The organism is Mycobacterium sp. PO1 (genome assembly GCF_017312405.1).
In the GTDB taxonomy this organism is placed as follows: domain Bacteria; phylum Actinomycetota; class Actinomycetes; order Mycobacteriales; family Mycobacteriaceae; genus Mycobacterium.
This window is the reverse complement of the sequence record NZ_BLTG01000074.1, coordinates 35,740-49,966: the sequence shown is the minus strand read 5'-3', so window position 1 is coordinate 49,966 and position 14,227 is coordinate 35,740. Positions and strand designations below refer to the sequence as shown.

Annotated in this window: 14 protein-coding genes, 1 tRNA gene and 1 pseudogene; 8 read left to right on the top strand and 8 right to left on the bottom strand. The window is 68.8% G+C overall.

All coding sequences use genetic code 11. From position 1 onward, the window contains the following. Both J3476_RS21640 and J3476_RS21635 read right to left on the bottom strand, forming a co-directional pair. Entirely contained in the window at positions 1 to 2,253 is a 2,253-nt protein-coding gene (locus J3476_RS21640; RefSeq protein ID WP_207068405.1) for an acyl-CoA dehydrogenase, read from the bottom strand. Next, positions 2,250 to 3,269, bottom strand: a complete 1,020-nt coding sequence (locus J3476_RS21635; RefSeq protein ID WP_207068404.1) for an NAD-dependent epimerase/dehydratase family protein — start codon at positions 3,267 to 3,269, stop codon at positions 2,250 to 2,252. Before J3476_RS21635 ends, J3476_RS21640 begins: the two co-directional genes overlap by 4 nt. A 105-nt stretch (positions 3,270 to 3,374) precedes the next feature. Between J3476_RS21635 and J3476_RS21630 the strand changes: the two genes are divergently transcribed. The 3 genes from J3476_RS21630 to J3476_RS21620 are packed head-to-tail and all read left to right on the top strand — an operon-like array spanning position 3,375 to position 6,253. Beyond that, complete coding sequence (locus tag J3476_RS21630; protein ID WP_207068403.1) at positions 3,375 to 3,950, top strand: TetR/AcrR family transcriptional regulator; 576 nt, start codon at positions 3,375 to 3,377, stop codon at positions 3,948 to 3,950. A gap of 36 nt (positions 3,951 to 3,986) precedes the next feature. Then, positions 3,987 to 4,436: an SRPBCC family protein gene (locus tag J3476_RS21625; protein ID WP_207068402.1), complete on the top strand. Its 450-nt coding sequence runs from the start codon at positions 3,987 to 3,989 to the stop codon at positions 4,434 to 4,436. Next, entirely contained in the window at positions 4,433 to 6,253 is a 1,821-nt protein-coding gene (locus tag J3476_RS21620; protein WP_207068401.1) for a sulfatase-like hydrolase/transferase, read from the top strand. The genes J3476_RS21625 and J3476_RS21620 overlap by 4 nt, the downstream gene beginning before the upstream one ends. A 1-nt stretch (position 6,254) precedes the next feature. On the opposite strand, the gene J3476_RS21615 is transcribed toward J3476_RS21620, so the two are convergent. Continuing rightward, the gene (locus J3476_RS21615) at positions 6,255 to 7,517 is read right to left on the bottom strand and encodes an amidohydrolase family protein (RefSeq protein WP_207068400.1); all 1,263 of its coding nucleotides are present in this window, start codon (positions 7,515 to 7,517) and stop codon (positions 6,255 to 6,257) included. A 25-nt stretch (positions 7,518 to 7,542) separates the two neighbouring features. Here J3476_RS21615 and J3476_RS21610 point away from each other — a divergent pair, with 25 nt between their 5' ends. Continuing rightward, complete coding sequence (locus tag J3476_RS21610) at positions 7,543 to 8,394, top strand: helix-turn-helix transcriptional regulator (RefSeq protein ID WP_207068399.1); 852 nt, start codon at positions 7,543 to 7,545, stop codon at positions 8,392 to 8,394. A gap of 65 nt (positions 8,395 to 8,459) precedes the next feature. Here the strand turns inward: J3476_RS21610 and J3476_RS21605 are convergent, their stop codons facing one another. Then, positions 8,460 to 9,350 (bottom strand): alpha/beta fold hydrolase, encoded by an 891-nt coding sequence (locus J3476_RS21605; RefSeq protein ID WP_207068398.1) that lies wholly within the window; start codon positions 9,348 to 9,350, stop codon positions 8,460 to 8,462. A 209-nt stretch (positions 9,351 to 9,559) separates the two neighbouring features. Between J3476_RS21605 and J3476_RS21600 the strand changes: the two genes are divergently transcribed. Beyond that, the gene (locus J3476_RS21600) at positions 9,560 to 9,802 is read left to right on the top strand and encodes a hypothetical protein (RefSeq protein WP_152518038.1); all 243 of its coding nucleotides are present in this window, start codon (positions 9,560 to 9,562) and stop codon (positions 9,800 to 9,802) included. Between the two features lie 167 nt (positions 9,803 to 9,969). Here the strand turns inward: J3476_RS21600 and J3476_RS21595 are convergent. Further along, a tRNA-Leu gene (locus J3476_RS21595) sits at positions 9,970 to 10,052 on the bottom strand. A 36-nt stretch (positions 10,053 to 10,088) separates the two neighbouring features. Here J3476_RS21595 and J3476_RS21590 point away from each other — a divergent pair. The 3 genes and pseudogenes from J3476_RS21590 to J3476_RS21580 form a co-directional block, all read left to right on the top strand. After that, positions 10,089 to 10,466: a hypothetical protein gene (locus J3476_RS21590; RefSeq protein ID WP_207068397.1), complete on the top strand. Its 378-nt coding sequence runs from the start codon at positions 10,089 to 10,091 to the stop codon at positions 10,464 to 10,466. Between the two features lie 13 nt (positions 10,467 to 10,479). Continuing rightward, a complete protein-coding gene (locus J3476_RS21585) occupies positions 10,480 to 10,824 on the top strand; it encodes a DUF3817 domain-containing protein (RefSeq protein ID WP_152518040.1) in 345 nt (114 codons plus the stop codon). 29 nt (positions 10,825 to 10,853) lie between these two features. After that, positions 10,854 to 12,017 (top strand): annotated as a pseudogene (locus J3476_RS21580) (acyltransferase family protein); the annotation flags it as partial. Here the strand turns inward: J3476_RS21580 and rdgB are convergent. The 3 genes from rdgB to J3476_RS21565 are packed head-to-tail and all read right to left on the bottom strand — an operon-like array spanning position 12,011 to position 14,217. After that, a complete protein-coding gene (gene rdgB, locus J3476_RS21575; protein WP_322486654.1) occupies positions 12,011 to 12,622 on the bottom strand; it encodes an RdgB/HAM1 family non-canonical purine NTP pyrophosphatase in 612 nt (203 codons plus the stop codon). The pseudogene J3476_RS21580 and the gene rdgB sit on opposite strands and share 7 nt — an antisense overlap. A 5-nt stretch (positions 12,623 to 12,627) precedes the next feature. Then, positions 12,628 to 13,410, bottom strand: a complete 783-nt coding sequence (rph, locus tag J3476_RS21570; protein WP_207068396.1) for a ribonuclease PH — start codon at positions 13,408 to 13,410, stop codon at positions 12,628 to 12,630. A gap of 33 nt (positions 13,411 to 13,443) precedes the next feature. Further along, positions 13,444 to 14,217, bottom strand: a complete 774-nt coding sequence (locus tag J3476_RS21565; protein WP_152518043.1) for a cyclic nucleotide-degrading phosphodiesterase — start codon at positions 14,215 to 14,217, stop codon at positions 13,444 to 13,446. Positions 14,218 to 14,227: the final 10 nt, after the last annotated feature.

Here is a 14,227-nt window from a genome sequence, read left to right as displayed (position 1 = left end):
TCACCGGCGGGGCAGCCCGAGAATCATCTGCGCGATGATGTTGAGCTGAATCTCCTTCGTCCCGCCACCGATGAGTTCGGCGGGCAGATGGAAGTACGGTTCGACCACCGACGGCGGGTCCGCGGCTGATGCCTTCTCCGTCAACGCCGCTGGAGCGGTGAGCTCCAGAGTGGCCTTGAACGTGCGTCGCAGCATGACGTTCATCGCCACCTTGGCGACGCTGGAGGCCCGGCCGGCCGGCTGTCCGTCGAGCAACCGGATCACCTCACGTACCGCCAGCACCTTGATCGCGTTGGCGTACGCATCGGCTTCGCCTAGAGCCGACAGCACCCGGTCGTGGTCCGGTCCCCCGTCGTTGGCCAGCCTCCGCAGGATCTCTGCCCGGTCGGTGTTGACGTAGCCGCTGATCGCCACCCGCTCCTGGGCCATGGTGGCGATGGCCAGGCCCCAGCCGTCGGTCGGCCCGCCCAGCAGCATCTCGTCGGGCACGAACACGTCGTCGAGGAAGACCTCGTTGAAGTGGGCCTCGCCGTTGGCCTGCCGGATGGGCTGCAGTTCGATGCCGTCGGCGCGCATGTCGACGATGAAATAACCCAGACCGCGGTGCTTCGCGGCGTCGGGATCCGTGCGGGCCAGCAGCGCACCATAGTCCGCGGTGTGCGCCGACGAGGTCCAGATCTTGTGTCCGTTGATGCGCCAGCCGCCGTCGACCTTGGTCGCCCGGGTGCTCAGCGACGCCAGATCCGACCCGGCGCCGGGCTCGCTGAACAACTGACACCAGCCCAGCTCGCCTCGCTGGGTGGCGGGAATGAACCGCTGCTGCAGATGTTCCGGCGCGGCGCTGATCACGCTGGGCAGAATCCATTCGGCGATGTTCAGCGACGGCCGGACGAGGTCCGGCCGCTTGGCGAATTCCTCGTCGAGGATCAGTTGTTGGCGCGGCGTGGCGTTCACGCCCCACGGACGGGGCCAGTGCGGGGCGATCAGCCCGGCCTCGGCGAGCAACGTGCGCTGCGGGCCGGTGGCCAGGTTCGGGTAGTCGCCCTGGCGGCCCGGCTTGTCGTTGCGCAGCGTGGCCGCCTCGTCGAGGACGGCCGCTACGTGCGTGCGGAACTCGCGGTCCAGATCACCCAACTTCACCGACACGTCGCGGTCGTGGGTACGGCTCAGTTCACCGAGAGCGTGCGCGTAACGTCCCGCCGGTCCGATCGACGCAGCCAGACTGGTGGCTTTTCGCCAGTAGAGGTGGAGATCGTGCTCCCAGGTGAAGCCGATGGCGCCGAACATCGTCAGGGTGTCGAGGACCAGCTCCGGCGCCGGACTGACGGCCATCAGCGCCGCCCCCGCCGCCGCGATCTCGTGCTGCACCCGGTCTTCGTCGGCCGCGCGCACGGCGTCCCACGCCGCCGACGTGGCCAGTTCACAGTTCACCAGCAGCATGGCGGCCTGATGCTGTAACGCCTGGAAGGCCCCGATGGGCTTGCCGAACTGCTCGCGGGTACGCAGATGGTCGGTGACGGCGTCCACGCACCAGCGGATGGCGCCCACCGCCGCGCAGGCCGTCAGCGCCACGGAAAGGCACCGGGCCCGCACCGCGTCGATCCCGGCGAGCAGTGAATCGGGTTCGGCGACATACCCGTCGAAATGCACGACGCCGACATCGACGGTCTTGTCCGTGCTCTCGAGCGCGTCGATCCGCACGCCGGGGCCGGTGGGATCGACCACGAACCAGAGGACCTCGTCCTCGGTGTCGGTGGCCGCTTCGCGGGCGGCAGCGACCAGAAGCATGTCGGCCGCGCACACCCCCGGTGCCGGCGTCGCGGTTCCGGTGATCATCCAGCCTGTCTCCGCCGGCCGGACCGTGACGCGACGAGAATCCGGCAGCAGTACCGATGACGGCTCACCGTGGGCCAGCCGCGTCAACACCGCGCTCTTCGCCTCGGTCTCGTCGGCGAGTTGGGCGAGCGCGCCGGCGAGGACCGTCGACACCAGCGGGCCCGGCAGCATCGCGGTGGCGGCGGCCTCCAGCACGCAGGCGCAGTCCAGCAGCGAACCGCCTTGCCCGCCGAGCTCATCGGGCAGGTGAACCGCGTGAAACCCGTTGACGACGAACTCATCCCACCACTGCGGTAGTTCGCCGCGGGCCACCGCCTCGAATGTCTCGCGGGTCTTGTCGATCGGCGCGTGACGCTGCGCGAACTGCGCCACGGCTTCGGCCAGCTGCTGCTGTTCGGGAGTCAGCGCGATCGTCACCGAGGACCCCCGACCGGCGCTGCGGGCCGGCGGGTGTCGTGGAAGAACTCCGCGGCCTCCTCGATGGCGTTCGGGGTCGGGCGTGGGTTCCAGCCGAGCTCGGTGACGGCCTTGGAGTGATCGAGAGGGGTCATGATGTGCATGAGACGAACGTTCAGCGGGGTGAGCATGGTGTCCTTTCGACGGACGTGCGCCAGCGCGCTACCGAGGTAACTCGCCGCGGACAGCACCCCGATCGGAACACTGAACCGCGGCGGTTTCACACCTACTGCAGCACAACCGATCTCGTGAATCTCACGGGTGGCCATGTACTGCTCGGAGACGATGTAGCGTTCACCCACGCGGCCGCGTTCACCGGCCAGTAGCAGCGCCGTCGCCGCATCCTCGATGCCCACGACCTCGCTCTCGTAGCCGTCGATGGCGAAGGGCAGTGCGCCCCGGACGGCGGCGGCGAGCATGCCGCCGTGCGGGGTGGGCAGCCAGTCACCGGGTCCGTACGTGTTGGCCACGCACATGGCCACACCGGGCAGCCCGGCGTCGGAGCAGTAACGCATCAGCAGATCCTCGGCGGCCACCCGCGAGCGGATGTAGTCACCGCCGACATCGAGCCAGTCGTGCGGTGTGTCCTCATCGGCCAGTCCGTGAGGGTTCCTGCCGATGGTGCCGATCGAACTGGTGAACACAAAGCGGTCCAGGTCGGCTTGTGCGGCGACGTCGAGGACGTGCCGGAGGCCGTCGACGTTGGTGCGCCACAGCGGGCGGGGATCACGCAGCCACGGCCGGGCGTCGACCACGCAGTAGTAGACGACGTCGCATCCGCTCATCGCGGTACGTAAGGCATCCGTGTCGAAGATGTCACCGTGGTGGATGCCCACGGGCAGGTCAGCGATACCCCGCGTCGAACTGGTGGTGCGGATCATCACCCGAACATCGCTGTCTCCGCGTGCGACGAGCTGCCGTGTGACGTGCGACCCCAGGAACCCACTGGCGCCGATCACCAGCTTGGTTGCCGCCATCGCCGTCAGACCTCCACACCGATTCACGAGACGCAACGTCTCGTCTCGTGGCACACTACGGGCGATGCTCCAGCGTGTAAAGCCGCGCCCGGCACGGGTCGGCTGATGACCACCGAGGTCACCACCCCGAGACGGCGCAGCGAGAAGTCCCGCGTCGCGATCGTCGGCGCCACCAGGGACCTGCTGCTGGAACGCGGCTTCGACAAACTCAGCATCGAGGCCGTGGCCGCCCGCGCGGGTGTCGGCAAGCAGACCATCTACCGTTGGTGGCCGAGCAGGCACGCGCTGGTCGCCGACGTCATCCTCGAAGACGCCGACCGGATCCTGCGACCGATCGTCACGACCGACGACGTCACCGCTGACGTGTGCCGGTGGACAGTGACACTGGCCACGGCACTGACCACCTCACGCGGACACGCCATGCTGCGCATCCTGACCATCGCCGGAGTCGAGCATCCCGACACCCAGGCTCGCCTGCAGGCGGGCTTCAACACACCGTTGCGCGACACCGTCACCGCCCGGCTGATCGCCGCCGGATGGACCGGCGAGGCGGCCCGCGACGCATCCGACGCCATCGTCGGTGGCGTCGTCTACGCCATCCTCAGCGAGGGACGATCGTTTCAGACCGGAAGGGCCGAGTCGATCGCCCGCACCGTCCTGAGCGGTGTTTTTGAGCGTTGACCTGCGGTCGTGGTGCAGGTCGAGTTTGATGAGGGGATGGCCGAGGTCAGCTGCTCACGCGTGATCCGGGCACGCCCAGAGGACGTCTGGGCGGTATTGGCCGACTTCGGCGCCGCGGCCGGCTGGGCCGACGGCGTGGATCACTGCAGCCTGCTCCGTCACACCGCCGATTCCCCCGGGGTGGGGACCGCACGCCGCGTCCAGGTCGGTCGCGACACCTTCGTCGAGACGATCACCGACTTCCAGGCGAACCGTGTGCTCGCCTATGACATCGCCGGTCTGCCGCCGCCGGTGTCGGCGAACAACCGATGGACTCTGCGCCCTGATTCCACGACCACCACCGCCGTCACCTTGACGAGTTCAGTGCATGCCTCGCGCGGACCGTTGCGCCGGCTCGGTGAGGGCGTGCTGGCCCGGATCATGGCCCGCCGATCACGGGCACTGCTGGCCTCGCTGGCGAGCGCATCAGAAGGAGTGAGCGTATGACCGACACCCGACCGGACATCGTCATCGTGATGACCGACGAGGAACGCGCGACCCCGCCCTACGAAGGTCACGCGGTCACCGAATGGCGGACCCGAACTCTGCGCGGCGCAGCGTGGTTCGAGGAGAATGGGGTCAGCTTCACCCGGCACTACACCGGTTCGCTGGCCTGTGTGCCCAGCAGGCCCACCATCTTCACCGGGCACTACCCGGACCTGCACGGTGTCACGCAGACCGACGGCATCGGCAAGGCATACGACGACTCCCGGCTGCGCTGGTTGCGTCCCGGCGAGGTTCCCACCCTCGGCAACTGGTTCCGCGCGGCCGGCTACGACACCCACTACGACGGCAAGTGGCACATCTCGCACGCCGACCTGACCGACCCCCGAACCGGCAAGTCCCTGGCCACCAACGACGACGACGGCGTCATCGACCACCGTGCGGTGCGTCGCTACCTGGACGCCGATCCCCTTGCCCCGTACGGTTTCTCGGGCTGGGTCGGCCCCGAACCCCACGGTGCTGCGCTCTCCAATGCCGGCATCCGGCGCGACCCGCTGATCGCCGACCGCGTGGTGGCCTGGCTCGAGGACCGCTACGCGCGCCGCCGCGCCGGCGACCCCGCGGCGCTGCGCCCGTTCCTGTTGGTGGCCAGCTTTGTCAACCCACACGACATCGTGCTGTTCCCCGCGTGGTCACGCCGCAACCCGCTGACGCCGTCACCGCTGGACCCGCCGAACGTGCCGGCCGCACCGACCGCAGACGAGGACCTGGCCGCCAAACCCGCTGCGCAGATTGCGTTCCGGGAGGCCTACTACTCCGGATACGGCCCGGCGCGGGTGATCGAGCGCACCTATCGTCACAACGCGCAGTCCTACCGCGACCTGTACTACCGGCTGCACGCCGAGGTGGACGCCCCGATCGACCGGGTGCGCCGCGCGGTCACCGAGGGGGGCTGCGCCGAGGGCCCCGACGACACGGTGCTGGTGCGCACCGCCGATCACGGCGACCTCCTCGGCGCGCACGGCGGCCTGCATCAGAAATGGTTCAACCTGTACGACGAGGCCACCCGGGTGCCGTTCGTCATCGCGCGGGTGGGGTCTCGGACTACCCCGGCGCGCACCGTGACGGCCCCGACGTCCCACGTGGATCTGGTCCCCACCCTGTTGTCGGCCGCCGGGATCGACGTGGGCGCCACGGCGTCGGCGCTCGCCGGCTCCTTCTCCGAGGTTCATCCGCTCCCGGGACGGGACCTGATGCCGGTGGTCGACGGCGCTGCGGCCGACGAGGACCGGGCCGTGTATCTGATGACCCGCGACAACATGCTCGAAGGCGACACCGGAGCCTCGGGTATCGCCCGGATGCTGAAGCTGACATCGAAGGTTCCTGCGCCGCTGCGCATCCGGGTACCCGCACACACCGCGGCCAACTTCGAAGGCCTCGTGGTCCGCGTCGGGGAGAGCACCGCCGCGGGCGGCGCGGACCATCTGTGGAAACTGGTCCGCTCGTTCGACGACCCTGCCACGTGGACCGAGCCCGGAGTCCGGCATCTGGCCGCCGACGGTATGGGCGGACCCGTGTACCGCAGCGATCCCCTCGACGATCAGTGGGAACTCTACGATCTCGGCGACGATCCGGTCGAAGCCCGTAACCGGTGGGACGATCCGACGCTGCACCACGTGCGCGCACATCTGCGAACAGCCCTGAAGCAGGCGCGCGCCGAGTCGGTTCCCGAACGCCATCAGCCGTGGCCGTATGCCTCCCGCCGACCTCCGAAGCCCACCGGGTGGACCACGATGCTGCGGGGACTGCTGACCCGGTGAATCAGGTTCGCGCGAACTGCTTCTCGTCGTAGAGCCGCGCCCACTCGGCCCTGGGCCGGATCGACACGTCGACGTCGGCTCCCTTGACGCGCAGGGCGCCGACGGTCGCCTGCTCCTTCGGGGTGAGCTCGAACGGATCCCAGCCGAAGAACCGGCAGGAGTTCTCCCAGGTGATCTTGTTGATGTCGGAGTCCGACGCGCCCGCGGCATTCAGCTCGGCCAGCACCTGCTCCGGGGCATCGGGCCAGAAGCAGTCCGAATGCGGGTAGTCGCACTCCCAGGCGATGATGTCGATACCGATCTCGTGACGCAGCTTCAGCGACGTCTTGTCGGTGACGTAGCAGGCCAGCGAGTGCTCGCGGAACACCTCGCTGGGCAGTTGAGAGCCGAAGTCGCGGCGCAGCCATTTCTGGTTGGTGTAGTGCCGGTCGCTGCGGTCGAGGTAGAACGGGATCCAGCCGATGCCGCCCTCGGAGAACGCGAACTTCAGATCCGGGTAGTTGCGCATCGCCGGTCCCCACAACAGATCCTGGGCGCACATCGCCGACACCTGGGTGGCCAGGATGATCATGTTGTCGATCGGAGCGTTGGGCGCCATGCTGATCGCGCCGAAGCCGGTGCCGATGTGCAGGCACATCACCACGTTCTCCTCCGACAGCGTGCGGAACACCGGGCCCCAGTACTCGTCGTCGTGGTAGCTCGGCAGGCCCTCGAGGTGCGGCAGCTCGGGCATCGTGACCGCCCGGCAGCCTTTGGCCGCCACCCTACGGATCTCGCGGCACATCGCCTCGGGGTTCCAGGTCGGCAGAATCGCGATGGGGATGAACCGGTCCGGGTACGTGCCGGCCCACTCGTCGATGTGCCAGTCGTTGTAGGCCGACACCATGACCAGCGTGGTCTCTTCCCGGTGCATGTTCAGGTGGCGCGCCGAGAACCCGGTGAACGTCGGGAAGCACATCGAGGCCAGGATGCCGTTGCGGTTCATGTCGCGGACCCGCTCGTGGACGTCGTAGACGCCGGGACGCATTTCGGCGAACCCCGCCGGGTCACGGCCCCACTCCTCCGCCGGCCACGACACCACCGCGTTGAGCCCGCTGACACCCTGCGGCCTGCCTTGATACATCCACTGGTCGACGCCTTTGTCGTCGGTCACGACGATCGGCGCCTCGGCCTTGTACTTCTCCGGGACGTGGCGCAGAAACATGTCCGGCGGCTCCACCACGTGGTCGTCGATGCTCACCAGGATCAGGTCGTCAGTCTGCATGGTTCCAGTAGTACCGTCGACAACCGTGACCGACTCCGCGTCGTCGGACAAGCTCTTGTCCGAATCGGCCAACCTCGTCCCGCACGGTCCTCGCCGGGTCATCGAACTGCGTCGCGGCGGCCGGGCGCTCGGCGGCAGCTACTTGTACGAGGGGGATGCGTTGATCACCGGGTGGCACTCGCACGAAGTGCACCAGATCGAGTACGCGCTGCACGGGGTCGTCGAGGTGGAGACCGATTGCGCGCACTATCTGCTGCCGCCGCAGCAGGCTGCCTGGATTCCCGCTGGGCTGGAGCACCAGGCCGTGATGAACCCCGACGTCAAGACCGTCGCGGTGATGTTCGACCGCTCTCTGATCGGCGACGGCGGTGACCGGGCGCGCATCCTGGCGGTGTCGCCGCTGATCCGCGAGATGATGATCTACGCGTTGCGCTGGCCGATCGACCGGGCGCAGGGCGACGAGACATCCGACGGGTTCTTCCGCACGCTGGCGGCGCTGGTCTGCGAGGCCCTCGATCACGAAGCCCCGCTGAGCCTGCCGACATCCGAGCACCCGATCGTGGCCGCGGCGATGGCCTACACCAAACAGCATCTCGACACCGTCACCTGCGACCAGGTCAGCCGCGCGGTGTCGGTGTCGGAACGCACACTGCGCCGGCTGTTCGCCGACACGCTCGGGCTGCCGTGGCGCACCTATCTGCTGCACGCGCGAATGCTGCGCGCGATGGCGCTGCTGGCCGCGCCGCGACAGACCGTGCAGGAAACGGCCGGCGCTGTCGGGTTCGACAGCGTCAGCTCGTTCACCCGCGCCTTCTCGCAGTTCTGCGGCGAGACGCCATCGGCGTACCGGCGCCGGGTCGGCGGATCCGACCTTTGAACGGCCGGCTTGGTGAAGCGGCCGGGCCGGTCAGCGGGGCCGGCTTGGTGAAGCGGCCGGGCCGGTCAGCGGGGCCGGGTCGCGGCCGTGGTCTTCCCTGGACTGGTCGCGGCGGGGCTGGTCGTCGCGATGAAGTCGTCGAGCAGGTCGACCACCTCGGCGGGTTTCTCGACGTGCGGGAAGTGGCCGACGCCCGGCAGCACCTCGAGGCGGCAACCTGCGCGCAGCTGGCAGAGCGCGTAGCCGTGGTCGACGGGGATGATGTGGTCCTGGTCGCCCCAGATCACCATCAACGGCGTCTCGGCGGTCAGATGCAACCGGTTCAACGCGCTGACCGCCTGCCCGCGATAGTCGACGACCGAGCGCAGCGTGCGCAGGAAGGCCTGCCGAGTCTGGGCATCGGACAGCGACGAGTACGCGCTCCACATCTCCGCACCGCGCGGCGACTGGATATTGGCCGCGGAGAACCAGCTCCGCAGCTTCTCGCCGGCCCGCACCACCGGTGGCGGCGCGATCAGCGGCATGATCAGTTCGGCCCCCGGCGCGGACAACAGTCGCAGCGTCCACCCGACGTCCTGACCGAGCCCGCCGCTGCTGATCAACACCAGACGCTGGCAGTAGTCCGGGTGCTGGTACACGAACTGCATCGCCACGCCGCCGCCGAGGGACTGCCCCACCACCGTCACGCGGTCGACACCGAGTTCGTCGAGCAGGTCGCGCAACGACACCGCGAATGCGCCCAGCGAGTAGTCGCTGCGGGGCTTGGCGGACTGGCCGTGACCGAGCAGATCCGGCGCGATGACCCGGTAGCGCTTGGCCAGCTGTGGCAACACCGCACGCCAGGTGTCGGAGCTTCCGGCCATGCCGTGCAGAAGCAGCAGGGTCTCCGGGCCGCTGCCGACGTCGCGGTAGGCCACCTGGTCGCCGTGCAGATCCAGATACTTGAGCTCACTCATGGGCATGGAGTCCCCCGTAGATTGCGGATCACTCGCCATGGTGGCAGATGAGGTGCCCGCCACGCGGACCAGGTGGGCCTCGAGACAAATAGCCGTCAGTGGTGAGCCGGGTCACCGGCAGCGCACCGTGGCGGTTCGAACACGAGGTTTCGTCGATCGCGGGTGGGGTATTTACGGTCCAGTCAAGCACCGCGCGAGAAGGAGTGACCATGGCTGAGCGGGCCGCAGGATCGGATGATCCGTTCAACGAGACCGTCGCCACCACGGGACTCTTCCTGCTGATCACGGCGATCATCGCGCTTGCGTTCGCGCTCGCGAGCTGGACCATGGCCGAGACCGTCATCGGCGCCTTCGCCGGAGCGGTCGCGCTGCTGAGCTTCGTGTCGAGCATCCTGTGCTTCAAGGCGCAAGCGACCGAGCCGACCCCGGCTCCAGCCGAGGTGGCGGCCTGATTCGCCGAGCGTGATCCGTCCCCGAGCGTGATCCGTCGCCGAGTGTGATCCGTCGCCGAGTGTGATCAGTTCCCGAGCGTGAGCTCAGTGCGAAAAATCGGCCGACTTTTCGCAATGGCTTCACACTCGGCGGGAATGCGCGACGGGGACGCGACTCCTCACAAAGGTGCGCGAGGGGGGACTCGAACCCCCACGCCCATCGGGCAATGGAACCTAAATCCATCTCGTCTGCCAGTTCCGACACTCGCGCCGCAGCGTGACGATGGTAGCGCGGTACCGTTGAACGGTGTCCACTACGCGGCGTAGGAGGCCGGCGCTCATCCTGTTGGTGATCGCCGCGGCCGGTGGCTGCCTGGGCCTGGCCTGGTGGCAGTGGGCCCGCTTCGAATCGACCGCAGGCGATTTCCAGAACCTGGGCTACGCGTTGCAGTGGCCGCTGTTCGCCGGCTTCTGCGTGTACGCATACTTCAAGTTCGTCCGCTATGAAGAAGCACCGCCCCCGAGTCCCTCCCAGGACGGGGTCACCGAACTTCCTGCCGGGCTGCTTCCGGAGCGGCCCACCGCTGCGCCGCAGGACGACGCCGATCCCGCGCTGCAGGAGTACAACGCCTACCTGGCCGAACTCGCCAGGAACGACAGCGACGCCACCCCGACCCGAGAATGACAGGACGCCGCCCGTGACCGCACCCGACTCCCCCGCCCCCACCACACCCGTCGACCAGATCCGCAAGGCTCTGCTCGGTTACCGGGTGTTGGCGTGGGCGACCGGCCTGTGGCTGATCGCGCTCTGCTACGAGATGGTGATGAAGTACGGCTTCAACGACGACTCGCTGGGCTGGATCGCGGTCGTGCACGGCTGGGTGTACTTCGTGTATCTGCTGTTCACCGCCAACCTCGCGGTCAAGGTGCGGTGGCCGATCGCCAAGACCGTCGGGGTGCTGCTGGCCGGCACGATCCCGCTGGTCGGCATCATCGTCGAGCACTTCCAGACCCAGGCCATCAAGGAACAGTTCGGGGTCTGACCCCGCGCGACCTGGCTACACTCGACGAGGTGTCAGCCAGCCCCGGGGCGCGCACTGGCGCCGCACCTGAGGTGGCCGGACACCACGACCCCGCCCTCACCGGAATCCGCGCCGTTGCCGCGCTTCTCGTCGTCGCCACGCACGCCGCGTTCGCCACCGGCTACCTGAATCACGGCTACCTCGGCAACCTCTACGCCCGCCTGGAGATCGGGGTCGCGCTGTTCTTCGTGCTCTCGGGGTTCCTGCTGTTCAGCCCGTGGGCGCAGGCCGCCGCCGACACCACCCGGCGCCCGTCGACGCAGCGCTACCTGCGCCACCGGGTCCGACGGATCGTGCCGGCCTACGCGGTGGCTGTCGTCGTGACGTTCGCGGTGTACACCGTGTTCACCCCCGGGCCCAATCCGGGCCAGTCCTGGTACGGGTTGCTGCGCTATCTGACTTTCACCCAGATCTACACCGACAGTTACCTGACCACGCTGCTGCATCCGGGGCTGTCACAGATGTGGAGCATGGCGGTGGAGGTGGCGTTCTACGCCGTGCTGCCCCTGCTGGCCTACCTGCTGCTGCGCCGCGGCTGGCGGCCCCGGCGCGTGCTGGTCGGGCTGGCGCTGCTGGCCGCGGTGACACCGGTGTGGGTGCTGCTGGTCACCACCACCGACCTCCTACCCCATTCGGCGGGCATGTGGCTGCCGGCCCACCTGGCTTGGTTCGCCGGCGGCATGGTGCTCGCGGTGTTGCGCTGCCTCGGGGTTCGATGCCGCGCAGCGGTGGCGATCCCACTCGCGCTCGCACTCTTCCTGCTGGTGTCGACGTCGCTCGGCGGCACCCTGCGCGGCCCCGATCCCGCCTCCGCACCGGTCGTGAAGGCCGTCGGGTACGCAGTCATCGCGACGCTGGTAGTGGCGCCGCTGGCGCTGAGTAACCACGCGCCGCTGGCGCCCGGAAGCCACGCGCCGACGGTGCTCGCCGATCGCGGCGGGTACGCACGGGTGCTGGCCAGCAGACCGATGGTGTGGCTGGGCGAGATCTCCTACGAGATCTTCCTGCTGCACTCGATGCTCATGGCGGTGGCACTGCACCTGGTGCTGGACTGGCCGTTGTTCACCGGCTCGATGCCGGGTCTGATTGCCACGACGCTGGCGCTGACGGTGCCGGCCGCCTGGCTGCTGCACCGTGTCACCGCGCCTCAGCGAACCAGGGCCCGCAACGCGGGGACGAGCGCCGCCAGCGCCAGCCCGCGATGGGAGACGGCGTCCTTGTCCGCAGGGCTGAGTTCGGCGGCTGTGACCGCCGAACCGGCGGGCAGGAACACCGGATCGTAGCCGAAGCCGCCCGCGCCGCGCGGCGCACGCACGATGCTTCCGGCCCATTCACCGCGCACCACGAGGCTGTCGCTCTCGGCCGGCCCGGTCACCAGAGCGCACGCCGAAACGAAGGCCGCGCCGCGGCGCTCGTCGGGGACGTCGGCCAGTTGGCCCAGCAGCAGTGCCGTGTTCGCGGCGTCGTCACCGTGACGGCCCGACCAGCGCGCGCTGAGCACTCCGGGCATCCCGTTGAGTGCGTCGACGGTCAGGCCGGAGTCGTCGGCGACGGCGGGTATACCCGTGGCGGCAAACGCATCACGGGCCTTGGCCAGCGCGTTCTCCTCGAATGTGGCGCCGGTTTCGGGAGCCTCGTCGAACGCCGGGACGTCGTCGAGGGACAGCAGCGTCAACCCTGACACCCCGGCCGCCTCGAGCACCCGGTTCAACTCCGCCAATTTCTTGCGGTTGCGTGAGGCCACCAGGACCCGGGTCATTCCGGTCAGCTTCCGAACGCCTTCTTCGGCGGTTCACCGGACACCGGCAGCTCGCCGGGATAGGGCAGCTCCAGCGCCGTCTTCTGGATCTCGAACAGCTCGTCGCACGCGGCCATCGCGGCGTCGAGCATCTTGTCCAGTGTCGACCGCGGGAACGTCGCACCCTCACCGGTGCCCTGGATCTCGACCAGCGTGCCGGTGTCGGTCGCGACCACGTTCATGTCGACCTCGGCGCGGGAGTCCTCGGTATAGGGCAGGTCGACGCGGATCCGACCGTCCACGACTCCGACGCTCACCGCGGCGATCGCACAAGACAGCGGCCGCGGATCGGTGAGCCGGCCCGCCGCCGACAGGTAGGTGACCGCGTCGGCCAACGCGACGTAGGCGCCGGTGATGGCCGCCGTCCGGGTGCCACCGTCGGCCTGCAGGACGTCGCAGTCGATCGCGATCGTGTTCTCCCCCAGAGCGCCCAGGTCGATGCAGGCGCGCAACGATCTGCCCACCAACCGGCTGATCTCCTGGGTGCGTCCGCCGACCCGGCCCTTGACCGACTCGCGGTCGGAGCGGTCGTGGGTGGCGGCGGGCAGCATCGCGTACTCGGCGGTCAACCAGCCCTGCCCGGAGCCCTTGCGCCAGCGCGGCACGCCTTCGGTGACGCTGGCGGTGCACATCACCCGGGTCTGACCGAATTCGACCAGCACCGATCCCGCCGGATGCGTGGTGAACCCACGGGTGAGGGTGACGGGGCGCAGTTCGTCGTCGAGTCGGCCGTCTTCTCGTCTGGACACGGGGCCAACCCTATCGGCTCGCCACGACGCGCCTCAGGAGCGGGTGACGGCGAAAGTCTCGTTGCACACCACGGCGTGCACCGGACCGTCGAACTCGGCTTTCGCCTCGCTGATGATGTCCTCCCGCGACGTCCACGGCGGGATGTGGGTCAGCAGCAGTTCCGACACGCCGGCGCGCGCGGCCGCCCGACCCGCCTCGGTGCCGGACAGATGCAGCCGGGGCGGCCGCGACGGCGAATGCGTCCACGACGCCTCGCACAGAAACACGTCGGCGTCGCGGGCCAGATCGATCAGCGCATCGCAGTAACCGGTGTCACCGCTGTAGACCAGCGTGGCGCCGGACGGGTCGGTGATCCGCATGCCGTAGGACTCGGTGGGATGGCACACCAGCCGCGGCAGCACGGTCAACGCCCCGATCTCGACCGGCTGGTTGTCCACCCAGTGCCGCACGTCGAAGATGTCGGTGAAGTCGTCGATCTCGCCGCCCTCCGGCGAGGACGCAGCCCCGAGCCGCGCCCAGGTGTTGGCCGGTCCGTAGACCAGTCCTCGCTCCGGCGCCGGGCTGGGATGGTAGCGGCGCCAGACGAACAAGCCGGGCAGGTCCAGGCAGTGATCGGCGTGCAGATGAGACAGCAGCACGTGCACGGAGTTGGGGTCGGCGTGCCGTTGCAGTGCGCCCAACACCCCGCCGCCGAAATCGAGAACCAAGGGTGGCGTATCGGGTGCGGTCACCAGATATCCCGACGCCGGCGAATCAGGGCCGACCACACTGCCGGAGCAACCCAGGACGGTGATTCGCACGTTCACTAGCTTGCCA